We start from the raw sequence: 18,606 nt of genomic DNA, 5'->3' as shown, positions 1-18,606 counted from the left end.
AGGTCATCCCGCGCGGCGGGAAATAATCAGGCTCTGGCCAGAAGGGTTTCGATTTCGGCCAGCTGTTTTGCTGTCGGCGACTTATCGCCAGGAAGGATCTTCGCGCTGTCGACCATATTGAGCGGCGTCAGGTATTTGTCCCCGCCGGCAATTGGCGGCAGATTCTCCATACGCCGGATATCGTTAGTGGATAGCCATCCCCACTGGCGGCCCAGCGCATACGATTCATAGCGTGACTTCTGGTCGCCTCGCAGCAGCCCGGAAACGTTGAACTCGATGTACAAATCGCGGCGTTCGCTGGGCAGAAGCAGATCGCGCTGCAGCGCACCCTCATGGCGTTTCAGCCATGCCAGCAGCGTGTACATCACGAACTGCAGCCCCTGGTGCTCAATGTTGTTGTTGGTCGCTTTCGCCAACATCTGCACCATATGTGGCGGGATTTTATAGAGCCGGCAGACCTCTTCCACGCCCCACTGCCGCGACTGTAGCAGCTGCGCCTTTTCGTTATCCTGCGACAGTTGTTTGTAGCTCATGCCCTCCTGCAGCAATGCCACAGAGAACATATTGTGAATACCGGAATGGCGCTCGGTCCATTTCGCCAGCAGGCGATCAATAGCATCCTGGCTTTTAATGGTCGCGGCCTCTTTCGGACGCTCTATCACCCCGCTCATCGTTGTCCCGCGCCGGAATGTCGCGGCCGCATGCTCCTCAACCGCCAGATTTAGCCCCAGAACATCGGCGTTCGTCTGAATGGGGGAACTGCCGATATAGCCATCCAGAGAAAAGACCTTCACATGGTGCATCATGCGCATCGGCAGAATTTCACCGACTTCCGGGAGTTCGTAATACGGCATACCGTCCGGCCCTTTCAGCACAATGACCTTTTTCGGGTTAATGGGGATCAGCTCTTTCGGGTAGCCTTTTCCGTCCCGTTCGATGATCGAGTAGCAATTTCCCTCAAGCCCCAGCAACCCCTGCTGCTGCTCGAAATACTCGAATGAGGTGTCTTTCCTGTTGGGCTGGGAGTGAATCAGGTCATAAACCGGGTGGTCCGTCGCACGCTGGCGCCCGCCATTTTTATCCCGCCGGTAGAGTTCGCACGGCAGCTGCGCGACGGACTCCGCCAGGAGGGTGACACAGGCCCGGACCGCTGAAAGTCCAAGAGCGGTTTCCGGCGTGATTATGATGCCAGTTTTGCTCTGGCTTGAACGAACCCCGCCCAGCATGGCTTCCCAGAAGCTATTACCCGAGTATTGTCGGCCCCTGAACATCTGGGGTAGGAACATTATTTACCTCCGCCATTGCTGACGCCGGAGGAAAAGGCCCGGGTTGTCATATATGACCAGCCCAGACAAATAATCCCTCCTGTTATCAATCCCACTGATGGAGAAATAAGCCAGGCGCCTGCTGATAACAATCCAGCACCAGTGAGGCCGACAATAAAACTCAGAACTGAAATTAGCATGCTATATCTTCCTCATCATATACGGATGTCATCACTGAACTGTTAAGCATGGCGCGCCCCAGCCCCATCATTAAACCAACCGCACCATCTATCTTGTTCTGCCGCCCTTCCTTCCCGGGACGCACAATATCGTCACTTCCGGGAAGATACTGGCCGACAATATTGGAAATACACCAGTTCATGACAGGGTGTCCGTCATGATGGAATCTCCCCGAGATGAGCGCAGCCTCAATCTCTCTCATAGGATCACTCATATGGGTAAAATTTTGTCTTATCTCGACAGGCTCAAGCCCCTCTTCCTCGAGCATGTGACGTAATGAAGTCGCGCCATAAGGGTCAATGGGGCATTGGGCAATTTTTACGGTATTCCGCAATTTCAGGATCGTTTCAAATATCAGTCTGTAATCAACTTCACCGCCATCGGTCGGGATCAACTTCCCCTGCCGGACAAAGGACTGATAACGTTCTGCGGTACTCTTCAGCGCGGTCTCCTGCGAGTAAATGGTTTCTTCCGGTGCCCAGAACAGAGGAGAAACACAGTAAAAATGTGTTATTCCGTCTATTTCACGACGAAAAACCGGAACCACGGCATTGAGGTCAACTTTCGAGGCCAGATCGATACCCAGCCAGCATTCCTCCCCTTCAAAATCTGACAACTTAAGGGTTTTATCGGCCGCATCCATCCATTTTCTCAGGTCGTAATAAGCTGATTTTGCACTTACCCAGCGATTGAAATGTTTGGTCAGAATCTTGTTTGTCTGCCCGGGCGTCGACATACCCAATAATTGTTTCGCCCGGAGAAAATCTGCTTTTACCGAAATGCCATAGTTGGGGTTTGCCTTGATTAATGCCTCAGGAGTCGTCCAGTCATCATCGTCATCAAGGCCATAAATCAGCCCAAATATGGTTTCATTTTCCTCGCCATTACGGGTTCTCCGCAGGATCTCGACAACCTGAGTACGCTTTTCATAGCAAGGGGATGTAATGTCATAGCCGGCAGTGGTGATGATCAGTGTCATCGGTTGTTCACGAGCCCCCATACCGGTGGTCATGGTGGTGTAAAGCGCATCAGTAGTATGTTCGTGATATTTATTGCAAGGTTTTTTTAACTTTATGATTCATATGGATTTTTAAGCACTATAAAACGATAGTGAACTAAGAATGCAATACGCACAGCAATACACAGAGAGGAAGCTCGACATTGTGGCATTGGCAATTGACCTATCAATTTCACAAAGTTATGCAAAAACACTTTCGATGCAAGATCGTAGCTACTGAGAAACTTATTTCATATAAGAACGAGGCACTCGAAAGCTATCATTGTACATATTCCATTGAGCCATAAAGAAAAAGCATCAGAGCTAATCTAATGCTTTATTCTCATCAAATATCAATACTCCGGTAAATTTTCTAAATTGTCTTTAGCAGTACGGTTAGGTTTAGTAGTAATATAATCCACTCCGTTAACACGATCCTTTACCACTTCCTGCCCTTTTTTCCAGTTTCCATTACTAGAAAAAATTGTACAAAACACATAACCAACGTTAATCCTATCAACAATCCATTGTCGGCTCTGTGATACTCCCGCCGCAACAGTATCACCGTTATCTACATGCACAATTACATCTGTTATATGTGTATGTGCGGTATTATATCTGACTTTAGAAATCAGATAATGAGCCCATTTATCAACCATATGCCACCTGAAGTTTGAACAGGAAAGCTCCTGCAATATTTATATAACTCTAAATTGGCAAACTTCCCATTGAATTAACAAAAAAAATGATCCCAATCAACATTGAGGTGCTATTGATTAACAAATGAATAAATCAAATTATACTAATTTTATTGCTAACCCTCTTTCTCCCAGACACGTAAAAGTATGTACATCCTAAATTGCTCACCCACCCTCACCTCGTATTAACAAATTACTATTTTATAAAATCATTATAAAATTAAGGATATAACGTTTGAACAAACTGATATAAAACTCAAATACCATTAAATGTCGCTAGTCGTTCTTTGTGACTGTCACTCATATCAAAAGCAAAGTCTTCGTGCTCAGACTGGAAAGTACCAAATGCCATCAACGCTGATACAGCGGGGTCGATCTTGTTAGCGGATTTCTTCTTGTTAGGCTTGATATTGGCGTTGGCGTCGGACTCCATCACCACGTTACCAATCGCCCAGGACAGAACAGGATCGCCACGATGACGCACAACCCTGCGGTTGACGAATACCTCAAAGGATTTAGCTACCGGGCTGAATCTGAGATAGGTTTGCGGGAACGGCTCCACATCGAGGCCAGCCCCCTGTAGCTGGGTACGCAGGTGTGTGGCGTTCCAGGTATCGAAGCCCACCAGCCTGATATTGAAGATTTCAGCGTCGCGCAGGATATCGTCACGAATGCGGTCATAGTCGATACAGTCGCCGGGTGTGGTACGTATCCAGCCCGCTTTCACCCACTGGCGGTAGATAGCGCGGTTTTTGTTGGCGACGTTAAGCAACTGCGCTTCCGGCAGATAATGGCGGGTCAGCAGGCGGATCTCCCTGTCGAACGGGAAAGCGTAGCTCACGCTGGTGATATCGCTGGTTGAGGACAGGTCAAATCCTGCGTAGCACTCCATCCCTGCAAGATCTTCTTCGGTATAGTCGAGCGCACAGGCGCCCCATGCACCGGCCCCCATCCACGGAGTGGAGCCCTGACACCAGATATTGAAACGTTTGGTCAGCATTTCCACCCACTGCGACGGTATGCCCCGCGCTTTCTGGATGGTGGACTCCAGTTTCGCCGCGTCAACAGACACATCCAAGTTAGGATTAGCCTTGATCCACATTTCAGGCTGCTCAACCTCGCTTTCGTCGTCCAGCTCGTAGATCAGGACAAACAGCGAATCGTTACTCTCTTCCCCGGCCAGAATCTGGCAGCAGTAGTCATAATGCTGTTTGCAGGCGGAGACAACGTTACTTCCGGCGGTCGTGATGGCGAACAAAATCGCCTCCGGTCGTGCGCCCATACCCAGCTCAAGCGCGGAATAAACGCCGTTATCGGGGTGAAGATGGTATTCATCGACAATCGCCAGGCTGGGGTTAGTCCCCTCAATGGTGGCCGCTTTCGCCGCCAGCGGCTTCAACAGGCTGTTGCTCTTTGGAAAAATGACCTTATGCGCCTGAATATTGACGCGCTTTTTTAGCGGTTTTGACAGTAGGCACATCTGGCGGGCATCGTCGAACACGATTCGGGCCTGATCCCGGCTCACCGCCGCCGTGTAGATATCCTGCTGGCCCTTCTCCATCACCAAGAACCAGTTAGCCAGCATGGCTGCAACGGTAGATTTGGCATTCTTGCGCGGCACCTCAATAAAGGCGCTGCTGTACTTCCGGCGGCCTGATTCCCTGACTTTAAATCCCAACAGGTTAGCAAAGGCAAATTGTTGCCACGGCTCCAGTTCAATAGGCTGGCCGCGCAGCGGTCCTTTGACGTGAGGACAGAGCCGGGAGAACGCAATAAACCGCTCTACGGTCACCGTATCGAACTCATAACGGGGGTCACTCAGGTCTGAAAAGTACCTTTCCACGGCCTGTTTTACGCGCTTACAGGCCGGAATTTCGCCCGTTTTTATCGCGTTTGCGTACTCATCCCAGACAGTCAAGCTCGTCTTCCTCTTCCGTTTCCACCGGATTACGGCGGCGGCTTACCGGATCAAAACCCAGCAGCGACGACATTTTAATCATGATTTTTTCAGCATCGGCCTTTGCACTCAGCGCCGGATTCCGACTCTCGCCCCCCTGGCTGTTAACAATACTGAACCCACGGCTGGCAAGGTCTTCCACGGCTTTGCGGTACAACGAATAGTTGACGCAAAAAAGCTCAAGGTTATTCCAGTCGGCGGGAGTCAGATCCCCGCGCTCCGCCAGTTGCTTCGCCTTTGCTTTCCACTGCTGCGCGGCTAGCTCATCAAGGTAAGCTGGCGGTTTTGGTGGTCTTGCCATAAAAATTTCTCGTTTCCATCGCGTTTTATTTTCAAAAAAATTACCGAGCGTAAAAATTTGAGGGGGCGGGTGGTTCCTCGCTGAGAGGGGTTTGTCCTGAAAACCTCCCCCACCCCGTCCATTCGGCCTGTCAGCGGTTGCGAAAGCATTCCATAAGCTCCCGGTCACGCTGGCTCATGCGCTTTGCTGCGGGCTTCTTATGCGCTCTCTGTCTGGCTGGTTGCCATGACTCACGCTGCTTTATCAGCCCACTAATCAGCCGCTGCTGTTCCTGCTCAGTCATTGTTTGCCTCATAGATCCAGTCGGTGCGATGACGTGCTGCTTCTTCCTGCTCACGGAACTTACCGGCTTTACGCTGCTGCTTCGTCACCGGGTCTGTTGTGGTTGTCTTCCGTCCATGACAGGCAGCGCATAACGACTGGTGATTACTGGCGGGCCAGAACAGCACATCGGCCTCACCCTCGATAGGGATGATGTGATCGACGATAGTTGCCGATGTATAGACGTCAGCCTTAAGACAATGGACACACAGCGGATTAGCTTTCAGAAAATGACGACGGTATTCGCCCCAGCGGTTGGAGTAACCACGCTCTGTTCGCGTACCTCTTCGGCTGTCGCTTTGTCGGCGGGCATCCCGCTTATGCTCGTCACACTTGCCAGACTTCACCCGTTTATTACATCCCGGCTCAGTGCATCGGCGTAGTGGTTGCCACGGCATCAGTACACCCCCACATCACGATAGACAGACCACAACGCAGAGACAGCCATCGGTATCTCTTTGGCGTCAGTATCACCAATCATCGTGCGGTACTCGTACAACTGAGACACGTACATCAGACAGCCAATCTTGATAGCTGGCGTAAACTCCAGCCCGTTATCAAACCGCTTGCCGATATGCTTCTGGCAAACCTCCAGCGCCGCATCGATGTACGCCTGTATCAGCGTGTCTTCATAATCATCATCAATACGGCAATGCAGCTTTGCTTCTTCCAGACCGATTAACTCATTCATTGAAAATACCTCCCTTGCACAGCAGCTCAAGCCGGGTGTGATCCACATCAGGAATGACGGCCACAATGCCGTAAACCTGCCCCCGGACATTTGGCGAGCGGTACAAAATGCGGTTTGCGGTGGTGATATCGTCGCGGTAGCGCGTCCAGATTCGTACAGTGGCTTCGGAGTAGAGCGCCCCGGAAGACATACGCTCACGCCCACTTATAGCGCGGATTTCAGCCCAGACGGTGGCAAGGTCAGACCACACATAGATAACCTGCCCCATCTGATCACGGTGAGATTCTGACTTCTGAAAAGTGACGCGGCGTTTCATCTTTCCGGCTCTCATTCGTCACCGTCCTTGTTGTCCTTACTGACCTTCACTTCCTGCTTCCATGCCTGACTGTATTCGTCGCCACCTTCACGCGGCGGCATCCCTTCACGTTCGCGGGCTTCGTTCGGGTTCATGATCCCGTTCTTGATACCGCGCTCATAAGTTGCGTAACGTTCGGTTGGAGTGGCTCGAAGAAGATCGGCAGAGTCGAACTCCACCTGATAACGGATTCCGGGTACAGGCGATGCCACCAGCAACGCGGATTTAATCTGCTGCTCAAAGTTCGCCAGCCACGGGCGCATTGTCATGGTAAGAAAGGCGCGGCTCGCCTCACTAAAATTGCTGTAGGTGCTGTTGCTGTATTCCTGCAGGAAGATGGGAGAAACGTTAAACATGCGGGCAATATCTTCAATGGTGAAGCGACGGGAGGCCAGCCACTCAGCATCCTGATTGCTCATGCCAAGCTGCTTATAGTCCATGCCACCTTCAAGGATCGGCGTTTTCCCGGCGTTTCTGGCACCTTTGTAGCGTTCCAGAGCGTCCAGAGCTTGTTTGCCCTTTAAGCTGTCGAGCCATTCAGCAGTAGTGACCACGCCAGCCGCCATCATGCCATCTTTCATAATGCTGGCACCGTGGCGCTGCTGAGCGAGGCCCAGCCCCAACGCCTCACGGCAGACGGTGATCGGCGAACGCCCCAGAAAGCCATCGTCGGTGGAGTAACGCAGGTGCAGCATCTCTTCCTGCAAGTAGGTGCGCACAGCCCCCGTAAACGGTTCAGTAACGGTGTATTTGTACTTATGCTGGCCGATACGTTCGGGAACAACCGCCCCCGGCGCATACGGATGCAGGGATTGCGGCTGGCCGTCACGGCCCCACTGGATCACCGCATAGGCGTTACCATTCAGCAGGCAGTGGCGCATCATCGTGCGTTTAAACTGGTAAGGCGTCTGGCAGTCGTTAGGCTGTTCGTTCAGGAGAAAATCCACCGGGTGATTGCTCAGCCACTCCCGCGCCTCTCGTCCTTTATCATTTCGTACCCGATAGAGGTAACAGGGCATTGTCGCCACAGCTTCACTGATAACGGAAACAGCATTCATCACCGCCGGCAGAGATTCCGCAGTACCCGCAGACACGTACTCGCCTGATCCGGTATTTGGAATCCCTGCCATCGCCAGAAACTCATCAATGGTCATGCTGCGCTGCTCGGAGGGTTCAGACTTACGGCCAAACGGCCAGATATTCCACATATCAAAGCCCCGCTAATTCAGCCCAGCGGCGACGATTATCGCCAGCGCGACGCAGTTCAGGATGTTGGGAGAAAAGTGAACGGTGCGCGATTTCCACACCAGATTCAGGATAAGCAGGCATAGACGTAACTGTGATTTCCCGCAGGTCGGCAGCTATTACAGTACGGAGGTACGGAGACTGGCCGATATCCCACGCCTCTTTCAGCGCACGGAAACCAAAACTCATGCCGGAAATATCCCCACGTTCCACCAGCTCCAGCACATCATTCCCAAGCTGGGTATTCGGCGGGGTCAGCTCGAAGCGCAGCCCGGTATCGTCCTCGAACAGCACCAGCGTGCCGGATTTAGTGCGCCCCAGCAGTTGGGTATAGTTATGCTCGTACAGTGCGCGCACATCGCTACCGGATGCCAGGCTATCTTTAAACGCCCCCGGTACAAACTGCTCGCGGAACTCATCCCAGATAACTTCTGACAGGCTGTTCCAGCGCACGGCATAGCCCACCAGCTTTTTGTTGCTGGCGCTCAGCTCAGAGGTACGGATTTCAAAATCGATTGTTTTCATTACTGGACTCCACAGAGGGCAAAAGGAGCCGAAGCCCCTTAAACGTCAGATCAGGAACCGGAGCCGGAAAGCTCAAGCACCTTGATGGCGCAGGAGTCCACCACGCCGCCGCCCAGGTATTTATCGGTATGCACCTTGTAGAAACCCGGTTCGGTGATATTGTCAGGACGGGTGCGCACGCCAGTGGTGTGATCGACAATGAAGTAACCGCGCTTAAAGTCGCCAACCGCCAGAAATGCTTCTCCCGGAGCTGCATCGGGCATAGTTTCCAGATACTGAACCGGACGGCCCAGCAGCGTATCAGGAGAGTCAGCGACCAGACGATCGCGCCAGATATAGTCCCCGTTATCGTTTTTCAGCTTCTGAAGCGTGGCCGCAGTATTCGAGTTCATCACCCATACGGCGTTCTTGCGGTATTTCGCTTTCAGCTTGTATAGCAGGTCGATCAAACCATCTGAGTTAACAGCAGTCGTTTCCATTTTCTCCAGCGTACCGAAAGGTCGGGTTTTATCGCCGGTGGCCACTCGGTCATAAGCCAGAAAGCCTTTAGCCTTCTTCACACCATCGCCGTTAACAAAATCATTTTCTTCAGTAGCGCTGAAGGTGTCGGAGATTTCAGAAGATAACCAACCCAGAACATCCACCTCGGAAAAATCGAGGATCTCCTGAGTGGTTTTCGGGTATGCATAGATCGGGCTGAGTTTGATATCCACACGTTCCATTCTCGGTGTGGTAGTTTCGGCACGCGCTTCACCTTCTGCCCCATGCTTAACGGCAGCACCGCCCACAGATACCAGTTTCTGGTATTCGTTGGTTTTGGTTGTCTTCACTGTCGCGATAGATCGCATCACGCTATCATCCTGCAACTGGCGCATGATCTCTTTGTCCAGCTCAGGGATAACGGTATAGCCGCCCTCAGCAGGAACCAGCGTGGAGAGAGAACGGGTATCACCGGTCATGATGTAGTGTCGCAGTTCGTCGTTGCTTACTTGCTCACCTTCAACGGAAGTACCAGGCTGATTGCGCTGATCGTCGGCGACGGCTTCAAGACGGGTGATTTCAACTTCAAGCGCATCAGCCCGGGCACGAAGTTCGTCGAACTGCTTGCCCTCATCATCATTCAGGCTGCGCTTTTCGGTGTCGGCTTTATCCAGCATGGAACGCATCTGGGTTTTGAGTGCGGCTTTCTGCTGGCGTAATTCGAGTAATTTTTTCATGAGTGGTTTCCGTAACAATTAACGTTAAGACGTGAAACCAGCGCGGGAAGGGGTAAGGCCGTTTAACCTTTTTCTGACTCTCTCAGGCTGTGCTCACTACAGCTTGATTAAACGGCCTGTGGCGGCTCACGTCTGAGTGCCACTCTTTAAGTTATACATGAAGTTAATTAAGTAAACCCCACCCGCTTTATAAAAACACCCATGAATACATACAAACAAATAATTTACACTTATTTCCCATGGCATTTTTTATATTTCTCACCGGAACCGCAGGGACATTTTTCATTACGACCAACTTTGGGTAATTCTATTGCAGCAGAAGAACGCTCCATGTTCGGTCCAACATTCCTTTCCGATAAAAAATTAGTCAGAACCATTTGCTCCCTCATTAACTCCTTCGCCAATCGTCTCTCTTCTCTTGTTAAAGTGTTTGAAGTGTTAAAGTAAATTATATCTTCCGAACGACCCTCTGCATCTTTAGGCTCTGTAGCGATTATTATCAATTCTTTTATTTCAGGGTATTTATAATTAGCCACCAATGCGTATGAATGCATACATCCCTGTCTTTCCTGACGGTACTCATCATATCCTTGCCCCCGGTCTCTAGGGAAAAAAAGGAATAAGTAATACTTTCCTTTAAAATCAGGAGACTCTATAACTCTCGCACTCCTGCGATCTTTCGGGACTTGCTTTAATTTATCAAGAAAATTATGGGACAAAATATATCTGGAATATCTACTTTCAGATGCCAATTGCCTTAAAACCATCTCATGAACACCAAAGTCCATATTTCTTCCAGCACCAACATTTGCAGACAAAATTGAATCAGAGAATGTTTTTATCATTTTATCCCAAAAAACACTTCCGATTTTAAAGGAGCAATGAGTTGCATATTCAAATGACTCTATTAATTCCTTCCACCTATATTCATCAATCATAACAATAGAATTAGCAGGGATATCATCACTATTTACAATCGTTTTATTGTTTAAAATGTATGTTGCTAGTGTCTCCTCCTCCCCGCTGCTTGTGTGCAGCGTACCATTTCTAACTACCCTTTCCTTCTCTGCTAAGTAGCCTATGAAGTCATTTATAGTATCTAACTCAGTTAGAAGCAATTTCAAAGAGACCTCATCTAAAACATGCACAAATGTTTTACTTGGGTATAAATCTCCTACACAAAATGGTTCATCCATGCAATCAGAAGCGTTAAATGGGAAAATATTCACAAACGTCCCTGAACTTCCTTCTGATATACCATCGAAATATCTCTTCGCTTGCACACAACTATTGTTTGTGACTGCAATTAAAAAAAAACGCATATGATCAAGAAATTCAACTGGAAATTTTGTTGTGCAAACTTCATCTAAAAATAATCGTTCAGGATACTCCTTAATGAACTTTTCAGCGCCATACAATTGTGTTACAGAACCAACAACAGACTTTTTAAACCATCTTCTCCAAGCTACAGAGATATCAATATTGTCATGAAACTTATTGTCTTTATCAGAAAAGATAATAACATTATTCTCAAACACTACTAAAAGGTCACAAACTTCTTTTCCTACTTTACTTTTAGTTATACCTTCATCGCTATATACATTTGGAAATGACCACAATCCTAAAAAAGTTTTATCACCTAACGATGCCAATATTTTTTCAGTACGATTAACACCAACCCTTTTAACAATCTCAGTCAACATACCATCACCACAAGCATTTAGATTAAATATAAAGAAAAAACACACCATTCATAATTCATTGATCATTAGGAATATGTGAAATCCAATAGTCAACAGTGGATAAGGATTCAGATATATAATTATTTACTGTATCACTTGGCTTTACGCCTCGTTTAAGCTTAACTATCGAAGATAGATAAATATCATTAATTGCTGGCTCAATAAATATTGATTCAAACTCAGTTAACATACCTTGACATTTCTGGCGCTGTAACCATTTATGGTTTCTCTCTACACAGTCCTTTAGATCAGTGATTAAAGTTGAGATATTAAGATCTCGTTTGTAAAACGGGGCCTGTATATCAAGATACCTTTCGATGACACCCAGACGCTCTTTGATTTCAATAAGCCGTTGCATCCAATACTCCGTAGCAAATGAAATTTAATAGAAATAGTATATGCTTAAGTATTCACCCGTTCACCCTTATCTTTTTATCGTTAAAATTCATTAAGTTAAGCGGTGAACACCTCACCTTTAAGTATTCACAAGTGTTCACCTCCCCCCTTCACCTTTTAGAACATAAAACAAGCAAAAGATGAACAGGTGAATACCTGATGAATACTTCACAAAGTAGTGTTCACCATCTAATAACATGTAATAAAAGGACTTTTTACCATGATGAATAGTGGTGAACACTTTATCAATAACTTTACTCTACCCCACCACTTGCAGATATACTATTACATGATGGCATCCAGTCTTCTGAATCGTCATGCAGAGCTACATTGGAACGTATACCATGTTTGGTCTTGCGCTTTAGGTACTCCTTGCCGTACTCAGCCATTGCGCCTGGCATATCGGTTCCAAACCGCATCAGAGAAACCGGCTTACTCAGACCATTGGCTCGCATGTAAGCCAGATAGGCGTGATACAAATATTTGCGCGGGTTGAATGGCACAATCTCCGCATTACCGATAAACATTCCATCGCAAACTACCGACGCCATCAGATAACCGCAGAAATCCACCAGCGAATCCCCTTCTCGCTTGATAGCCAGTGCTTCTTCTGACTTCTGCTGTTCGTGCAGCAGCTGTTTGGCTTCGTCCTGGCTTGCAAAACGGGTCAGCAGATGGCGAATGATGACGGCCAGCTCACCTTCTATCTTTTCAGCCAACATCGTATCGCGCTCGTTTTCCGGAACTATTTCCGTGAAGTTGAATATAACTCGGCGGCGCGATATCCCACCACTCCGGTCGCTGAAGGTCATTGCATTGTTGTTGACCGCCAGCACCACAGCCTGAATACGGGTTGAATATGGCGCTTTATGCTTAGGATCGATAGAAACCTTGTCACCGCCGGTAATTGCCTTAATCCCGGCGCCATCGCCAGCATAGCGGGTCATATCCGGCATGATGATAAGTGAGTATCCAACCACCAGCGCTCTATCTCTGGCATCCTCCAGCGCTTTCATGCTGGCTGATACAGTATTGGCCTTGCCCGCAAGCATGGTGCATATTTCCGCCATCACACTTTTGCCGCTACCGCCGGGGCCCGTAACTTCAAGGAACAGCTGCCAGTCGTACCGGTTCGCCAGCACCATAAATAGCGCCGCCAGCACACGGTCTGTTTTGCGGTCGTTGTTGGCCACGGAACGGCGTAACCACTTCCAGAAGTTCGGCGCATGGCTGGCCAGTGTCTCCCCCTCAGCTGGTGGACTGAATGGCAGTTCACTGGCAATCAACAACCAGTCGGTTTTGCTGTGCTCCCTGAACTGCCCCGTCCGGGTATCAAATACGCCGTTGCTGAAGCCAATGAGGTTGCGGGCTGTTACGCCCATCACCGGCAAACTCAGCTTCATGGTTTCCACCGCCGATTTGATGGCGTTCTGCGAATAGGCTACCTCAGCATCAATGTAAATCTGCGCCATTGCCCGTTGCAGCTCTTTATCCGGGAGTGGATTCCAGATCACACCGTTATAGTGGTGAACCATGTCCGAATCAGCATGAATAGCCAGGTCTCCATCGTAATGGGCCAGCAGCACTTGCCCGCGCTGGCTGGCCCCCATCTGATTAAGTGCCGGGCTAACTTCATCATGCGCTGGTTCTCTTTTCGTCACTGGCAGATTTACTACTGTGCTTTTTCCTTCCCTAATCCGATTAAGATGATCGCGCCAGTCCTCCGGATGAGTATCGGGAATACCCTTATAAAGTTTTGCCTCCTGTACCCCAGCCTGTGCCAGCTTGGCACCAATGGCACTAATCATCGACGTCTCGATATCGCCAGCCAGGTACACCCGCGCAGCTCGGCGGCCATCATCGATAATGCGCAGGTTATCCAGTTCCTCCAGTTGCCGCGGGCCAAGATAAACAGGAGGCGTGGTATCTTCCGCGATCTGCTTTCCTAACCCCTCTTCCCAGCCTTTGGCATGACTCCACGCGTCGGCACCCGCGAAAATAATCGCTTCTGTAAACTTGTCTTTCGGCAGCGCCTTTACGTTAGGTGCATTTTTCACTTCGGGATCCCTCCGCTCATTTGGAATTTGCCTATCAGCGGATGAAACCAGTAGGCCGAACCGTATTTTCGTTTTGCGCTACGGAGAACCAGTCGGGCCGCTTCCCTGAATTTCTCATCAGGCACAATAAAGCCACCTGATTTCAGCTTAACCATCATAACGCCCGTATTTTTCGCCAGTTCCTCCGCTTTTTTGGTAGAAATGCCATACTCAGCCGCCAGCGTAGCGACAGGAGTCATACCGGGAGGGATTTCACCGCCCTGACTATCAGTCAGCGCTCTTACTTTTTCTTCAAGAACGTTGACTTTCTCTACCAGCAGATCAAAGCGTTTTTCCAGTTCATTGAATTTGACGTTGCTGATCATGACTGAACCTCCGAACAAGTTTCAAAACGCTCGCGCTCTGCTTTTAAGAAGCTATCCAGATTAGAGGCCAAAGACTCAAACAGCTGTCCAAGCGCGGTGAATTCGCCGTCCTCCATTGCATTGGGATAACACACCAGCATAGTCGCCACGATTTTGGCTTGGGCAGCACTAAGCGCGGCAGTACGCAATTCCTGTTCATGCTCCTCAAGATTTTTTAGTTCTGCGATATAGCGCAGTTGTGGCTTATACATTTCGAGCCTCCTGAGGGAGGCTGATTTCGCCTCCCATAATTGACCAGAGAGTTGCTCGATTTTTGTCGGTCCATGTAAACGAATAGGGACTTTCAGTACGGATTTTTGCTGCAAAGGTTAGATGCCACTCGGGGAAGATTGCTCGAGCATCCTCCTCCGAATCTGCATCACACCTGAGGACTACTGGTGAACATTCAGAAAGCGCTTCTCGGGTAGCCAAGAATAGCCATGTAAATTTGGGGTGAGTTTGGGTATGCTGTGTTCCAGCCATAGTCGTTACTCCAGTTAACGGTTTGTGGTTAGAAGCCCCGATAGTGTTCGAGCACATCGGGGCTTCGTCGTTTCTTATGGTTGCAAAAAAACGAAAGTTACGTTGTAATTACAAACACGAGACGATGATAGGAATTTTGTAATTACAATGTCAACACAAAAATCAAAAACTGATCAGTACCAAATCCGTTTAGCCCATGAACTGCGTGCGCAACTTGAAGAAGAAATGCGCAAAGATGGTGACTCATCACTTGCAACCTGGATCAAACGGATTATCCGAAAAGAATTGCAATCACGCGGTATCAAGCCCATGGGTTGATTCTCATTCTTTACAAGGAAAGTGATAATAAAATACGATTTTTCTCCCAAAGCAGCGGTAGCATGAATGCTTGTATACTGACAGTGCTATATGAACCAGTAGATTTCATCATGACGCGCAATCGTGAAGCGGGAGAATGCAATATTTCATGTCGACACCGAATTGCGCGGATCACTAATATATTACACAGTCTATACCCCCCAACTCATAGGAGTAGGAAAGAGCAATCCCGAAATGCAGTTACTCATATTTCAAAGTACGGCACAGACATACATTTATCTACAAGCTATATATGAAAGCCTTGAGTAATAAAACCCTATTATACGCCATAAAATAAAACCATCATTAAATTAATTCGTTTTTCATTCTCAATAAATATAGAAGGGCGCATTAAAACGCGCCTTTTAATAAATCTTATTTTGACTTCGCTACCTCACCAATCACATCTAATGCTTTTCCATATAAGGTAGTAGGTTCCTTCCCTAATCCAATATGGTCATTAGATAATATCTTCATTAAAATCTCTGCGGATTCGACATTACCATCAGAAGCAATTAAAGCTGTTTTTTGTGAGTCATACAACTCTGCAAGCCTAGAATAATATCTTATAAAACTTACAGCAATCTGAAGTATATAGAGTAGAAAACCTACAATACCTGCAGATAATGCTATGGAGCTTATTAAATTACTATAAGTATCATCCGTTTTATTTATTGGTTTACCGTTATTCGCCGCAACCACTTTTGTGTAAAAATCAACCAACCTACTTGCATTATCCAGAGCCTCTTTCTTATTAGTGGTTTGTGTGATCTGCCTACCATTCCCGTCATTGTTAATTTTGTTTTTTTCAGATGGTATTGAACTTTCGTTCTCTACTCGCAAACGAACTACATCTTTTTCACTCTCATAAACCTGGCCTAATTCTTTGTTAATAAATCCTCTCAAACCACCATCTTCACTGACAACAAAACGATCTCTAAAAGCCATGAATGTATTAGCAAGGCTACTATCTGATTGATTAGTAGTTAATCTATAAGTGATGAACCCAGAAAGCATGGTTGCAATGAGGATAATCGAACCACCGATTAAAAATCTTGCTTTTCTGGCTTTATTAGCTCTATAAGTTAAATCATTAATTACTTTATCTAAAACGCCTTCAGTTATATAGTCCATTTATTACCCACCCGAATAAGTCTAAATAAACTTTATTCCTCCCCTTTATCCACACTTGGATTTCAGAAAGGATTTATGCAACACCAGAAGTACCAAGTTTAACCTTTTTCAAACTTTGACTACCTTCCAACGAGTTCTGTTCGCCAGAGCGATTAAATCCAAACAGTGTCTCTTACAAAGAATGCGATCAATGTAATAATTTACTCCAGACCATCCTTATCAACAACTGCCATTTTTTCATGATGATCAATCTTTCACTGGAAGTCCTTCACCTTTTCTTCATAAATTACAGTAGGTTGAAGGTTTAACATCTAGAAATTACCTCTCAAGAGTTCTTAGCCAGAAAAGCAGGTCACTAAGAAGCCAACCTGCACCTGCTTTACCAATTTTGCGTCGCTGCGGGTATGCTTCATTCTGCTCCATCTCCCACGCTGACGATCTACAAAGCGAAGTAATCTCACGACGCTCTTTCTCACGAACAATACGGTCGTATGGAACACCGTACTCGTTTAGTAACTGCCGGCGTTCCTCTGGGGTTGGTTCAATAAATTTTTTCATCAGCAGAAAATCCTATAAAAAAACCCGCCTGAAGAAGCGGGTGTGATTTGAAAAGTGTCGGTTTACTGTGCCCTGGTCTTTATCCATTCTTGCACTTCAGAGAGTCGCCAAGCACAAATTTTAGGGCCCAGCACAAGATGCTTTGGAAACTGTCCCTTTTTCTCCATAAAAGCACGAGTAGATTTTGGTAGACCAGTCATCCAAAAACATTCCTGTTCTCGGATAACACGTTCCAGATCTGGTATCAGTTCAAGTTCTGCTTTACTCATGAATTTATACATTGGAACTTTCCTCCTTAGCATCTGAACGGATCAACGAATTCAGGTAGTCTACCCATCTCGTCAGTGCATCAAGTTTTGCGGCCAGATATTGGCTACGATTGTAAATTCCCATAACCCCCGGTAGCGTATGTCCCAAGAGCTGTTCGACAACGTGGGGATCAACCCCCATGTCATTTAGATTGGTTGCAAGAACTCTACGAAGGTCATGCAGGCACCATGATTTTTCATGCCTAAACTTACGCCAAAAACGGCTACCAACCGTGCTCATAACTGTCTGTTTTGAAAATTCACCATTAAGTAGGCGCTCGGTACCCTCCTCCTCTGCAATTGCACGAAGGTTTACAAGCCATTGACGGATTTGCGGGGGGATTGGGCGAATAATTTCGCGCCCATTCTTACTGTGTTCTTTGGGCACTGTCCAAATCCACTCTTTAAAGTCCCATTCATTCCAGAGCGACTCCCGCAATTCACGTCCACGGCAACCGAATACGATCATTATGACAAGTGTCACCCTGTTAACTGGTGATAATTTGGTATTGTTTTCCTCAGTATTCGCCCAATACCAAACGTCCCTCACTTCATCAGCTGTGAGTACACGATCCCTTTTTTGAGCCCTTTCCCCCATATCCATAACGGTAAAATCTTCCAGTTCGTTGGAGATAGCATAACGGCGTACCCGACAAAACTTGAGTGCCTGTTTTACGTCTCGGAATGTATGGCCAGCAGCTACCGGAGCTGTTTTTCTCACTTCATCAAAACACTTTACCCACATTGCAGCATTACACAGGGTTAGAGGTACATCCCCCAGGCGACCATAAATGTATCGGGCAAACCGTTGTTCACAGACCTCCCAAGTTCTGCGCTTAGGCTTGGCGTAATACTCTAACCAATAATCAAGCGCATCTTTTACAGTGACTGGCCTTTCCGATACATCAGTGATTAAGCCGATACGGTGACGTGGGTCGATACCTTCAGCGAGCCAAGCCCTGCATTCATCACGTTTATCTCGTGCCATTTTCAATGACATATCCGGATACTTGCCCAGAGTCAGCCATATTGGGGAAGTATCCCTACCGCCCAAACGGTAGAACATGACAAAGCTCACAGCCCCATTCTTGCTAACTCGCGCCGACATTCCGCGACCGTCTGAAATCAACCGCTGCTTAGTCTGCGATTTACCCTGTAGCGCTTTTAGTTGCCTATCACTCAGTTTATTTTCTGCAGCCATCTTCTCACTCTCTGCACACACAAAAGCAATACACACTGCAATACACAGTGGCCCGTAACGGAGAAAACGGATGCGATCATGCTCGAACATCAAAATCAAAAAAAACCATAACTCTCATTAAGTTAACGAACAATCACGAACACTACCGTTCCTC

Annotated in this window: 22 protein-coding genes and 1 pseudogene; 1 reads left to right on the top strand and 22 read right to left on the bottom strand. The window is 47.7% G+C overall.

All coding sequences use genetic code 11. The features are described 5' to 3' along the window. Positions 1-26: 26 nt before the first annotated feature. The 18 genes and pseudogenes from A1WC_RS16165 to A1WC_RS26020 form a co-directional block, all read right to left on the bottom strand. A complete protein-coding gene (locus A1WC_RS16165; RefSeq protein ID WP_012542166.1) occupies positions 27-1,286 on the bottom strand; it encodes a phage portal protein in 1,260 nt (419 codons plus the stop codon). Beyond that, positions 1,286-1,465: a hypothetical protein gene (locus tag A1WC_RS26040; RefSeq protein WP_017898992.1), complete on the bottom strand. Its 180-nt coding sequence runs from the start codon at positions 1,463-1,465 to the stop codon at positions 1,286-1,288. The genes A1WC_RS16165 and A1WC_RS26040 overlap by 1 nt, the downstream gene beginning before the upstream one ends. Next, positions 1,459-2,559, bottom strand: a pseudogene (locus tag A1WC_RS16170) (terminase large subunit); the annotation flags it as partial. The pseudogene A1WC_RS16170 and the gene A1WC_RS26040, both read right to left, overlap by 7 nt. A gap of 296 nt (positions 2,560-2,855) precedes the next feature. Further along, positions 2,856-3,161 (bottom strand): DUF3892 domain-containing protein, encoded by a 306-nt coding sequence (locus A1WC_RS26035; protein WP_071599408.1) that lies wholly within the window; start codon positions 3,159-3,161, stop codon positions 2,856-2,858. A 295-nt stretch (positions 3,162-3,456) separates the two neighbouring features. Next, positions 3,457-5,118, bottom strand: a complete 1,662-nt coding sequence (locus tag A1WC_RS16175) for a terminase large subunit (protein WP_016160670.1) — start codon at positions 5,116-5,118, stop codon at positions 3,457-3,459. Next, on the bottom strand, positions 5,102-5,458 hold the full coding sequence (locus A1WC_RS16180; RefSeq protein ID WP_016160669.1) for a phage terminase small subunit P27 family: 357 nt from the start codon (positions 5,456-5,458) through the stop codon (positions 5,102-5,104). The genes A1WC_RS16175 and A1WC_RS16180 overlap by 17 nt, the downstream gene beginning before the upstream one ends. A gap of 275 nt (positions 5,459-5,733) precedes the next feature. Beyond that, positions 5,734-6,177, bottom strand: coding sequence for an HNH endonuclease (locus A1WC_RS26025; RefSeq protein ID WP_032691156.1), 444 nt, complete (start codon positions 6,175-6,177; stop codon positions 5,734-5,736). Further along, on the bottom strand, positions 6,177-6,470 hold the full coding sequence (locus A1WC_RS16185) for a head-tail connector protein (protein WP_016160668.1): 294 nt from the start codon (positions 6,468-6,470) through the stop codon (positions 6,177-6,179). The genes A1WC_RS26025 and A1WC_RS16185 overlap by 1 nt, the downstream gene beginning before the upstream one ends. Further along, positions 6,463-6,801: a phage head closure protein gene (locus A1WC_RS16190; RefSeq protein WP_016160667.1), complete on the bottom strand. Its 339-nt coding sequence runs from the start codon at positions 6,799-6,801 to the stop codon at positions 6,463-6,465. Before A1WC_RS16190 ends, A1WC_RS16185 begins: the two co-directional genes overlap by 8 nt. Next, positions 6,798-8,033 (bottom strand): phage portal protein, encoded by a 1,236-nt coding sequence (locus A1WC_RS16195; protein ID WP_004174256.1) that lies wholly within the window; start codon positions 8,031-8,033, stop codon positions 6,798-6,800. The genes A1WC_RS16190 and A1WC_RS16195 overlap by 4 nt, the downstream gene beginning before the upstream one ends. A 1-nt stretch (position 8,034) precedes the next feature. Beyond that, positions 8,035-8,595 carry an HK97 family phage prohead protease gene (locus tag A1WC_RS16200; RefSeq protein ID WP_016160666.1) on the bottom strand — a complete coding sequence of 187 codons (561 nt, stop codon included), beginning with the start codon at positions 8,593-8,595 and terminating at the stop codon, positions 8,035-8,037. Between the two features lie 50 nt (positions 8,596-8,645). After that, positions 8,646-9,812 carry a phage major capsid protein gene (locus A1WC_RS16205; protein WP_016160665.1) on the bottom strand — a complete coding sequence of 389 codons (1,167 nt, stop codon included), beginning with the start codon at positions 9,810-9,812 and terminating at the stop codon, positions 8,646-8,648. Between the two features lie 230 nt (positions 9,813-10,042). Continuing rightward, entirely contained in the window at positions 10,043-11,515 is a 1,473-nt protein-coding gene (locus A1WC_RS16210; protein WP_016160664.1) for a YecA family protein, read from the bottom strand. Positions 11,516-11,570: 55 nt separating this feature from the next. Then, the gene (locus tag A1WC_RS0125005) at positions 11,571-11,912 is read right to left on the bottom strand and encodes a hypothetical protein (protein WP_032691155.1); all 342 of its coding nucleotides are present in this window, start codon (positions 11,910-11,912) and stop codon (positions 11,571-11,573) included. Between the two features lie 292 nt (positions 11,913-12,204). Beyond that, entirely contained in the window at positions 12,205-14,007 is a 1,803-nt protein-coding gene (locus A1WC_RS16215) for a DNA primase family protein (protein ID WP_016160663.1), read from the bottom strand. Then, positions 14,004-14,372 carry a hypothetical protein gene (locus A1WC_RS16220; protein WP_016160662.1) on the bottom strand — a complete coding sequence of 123 codons (369 nt, stop codon included), beginning with the start codon at positions 14,370-14,372 and terminating at the stop codon, positions 14,004-14,006. Before A1WC_RS16220 ends, A1WC_RS16215 begins: the two co-directional genes overlap by 4 nt. Next, positions 14,369-14,623, bottom strand: a complete 255-nt coding sequence (locus A1WC_RS16225; protein ID WP_016160661.1) for a hypothetical protein — start codon at positions 14,621-14,623, stop codon at positions 14,369-14,371. The genes A1WC_RS16220 and A1WC_RS16225 overlap by 4 nt, the downstream gene beginning before the upstream one ends. Then, positions 14,616-14,894 carry a host cell division inhibitor Icd-like protein gene (locus tag A1WC_RS26020; RefSeq protein WP_071599406.1) on the bottom strand — a complete coding sequence of 93 codons (279 nt, stop codon included), beginning with the start codon at positions 14,892-14,894 and terminating at the stop codon, positions 14,616-14,618. Before A1WC_RS26020 ends, A1WC_RS16225 begins: the two co-directional genes overlap by 8 nt. A 147-nt stretch (positions 14,895-15,041) precedes the next feature. Here A1WC_RS26020 and A1WC_RS27880 point away from each other — a divergent pair, with 147 nt between their 5' ends. Beyond that, positions 15,042-15,212, top strand: a complete 171-nt coding sequence (locus A1WC_RS27880; protein WP_162881841.1) for a hypothetical protein — start codon at positions 15,042-15,044, stop codon at positions 15,210-15,212. 414 nt (positions 15,213-15,626) lie between these two features. Here the strand turns inward: A1WC_RS27880 and A1WC_RS16230 are convergent, their stop codons facing one another. The 4 genes from A1WC_RS16230 to A1WC_RS16240 form a co-directional block, all read right to left on the bottom strand. Next, entirely contained in the window at positions 15,627-16,385 is a 759-nt protein-coding gene (locus A1WC_RS16230; protein ID WP_016160660.1) for a hypothetical protein, read from the bottom strand. A 318-nt stretch (positions 16,386-16,703) separates the two neighbouring features. Continuing rightward, positions 16,704-16,943 carry an AlpA family phage regulatory protein gene (locus A1WC_RS26015; RefSeq protein WP_016160659.1) on the bottom strand — a complete coding sequence of 80 codons (240 nt, stop codon included), beginning with the start codon at positions 16,941-16,943 and terminating at the stop codon, positions 16,704-16,706. Positions 16,944-17,005: 62 nt separating this feature from the next. After that, a complete protein-coding gene (locus tag A1WC_RS16235; RefSeq protein WP_016160658.1) occupies positions 17,006-17,224 on the bottom strand; it encodes a helix-turn-helix transcriptional regulator in 219 nt (72 codons plus the stop codon). Continuing rightward, positions 17,217-18,452, bottom strand: a complete 1,236-nt coding sequence (locus tag A1WC_RS16240; RefSeq protein WP_016160657.1) for a tyrosine-type recombinase/integrase — start codon at positions 18,450-18,452, stop codon at positions 17,217-17,219. Before A1WC_RS16240 ends, A1WC_RS16235 begins: the two co-directional genes overlap by 8 nt. Positions 18,453-18,606 lie beyond the last annotated feature (154 nt).

The organism is Klebsiella sp. KTE92 (genome assembly GCF_000398905.1).
Classification (GTDB): Bacteria; Pseudomonadota; Gammaproteobacteria; order Enterobacterales; family Enterobacteriaceae; genus Klebsiella; species Klebsiella variicola.
This window is presented reverse-complemented; position numbering and strand designations above follow the sequence as displayed.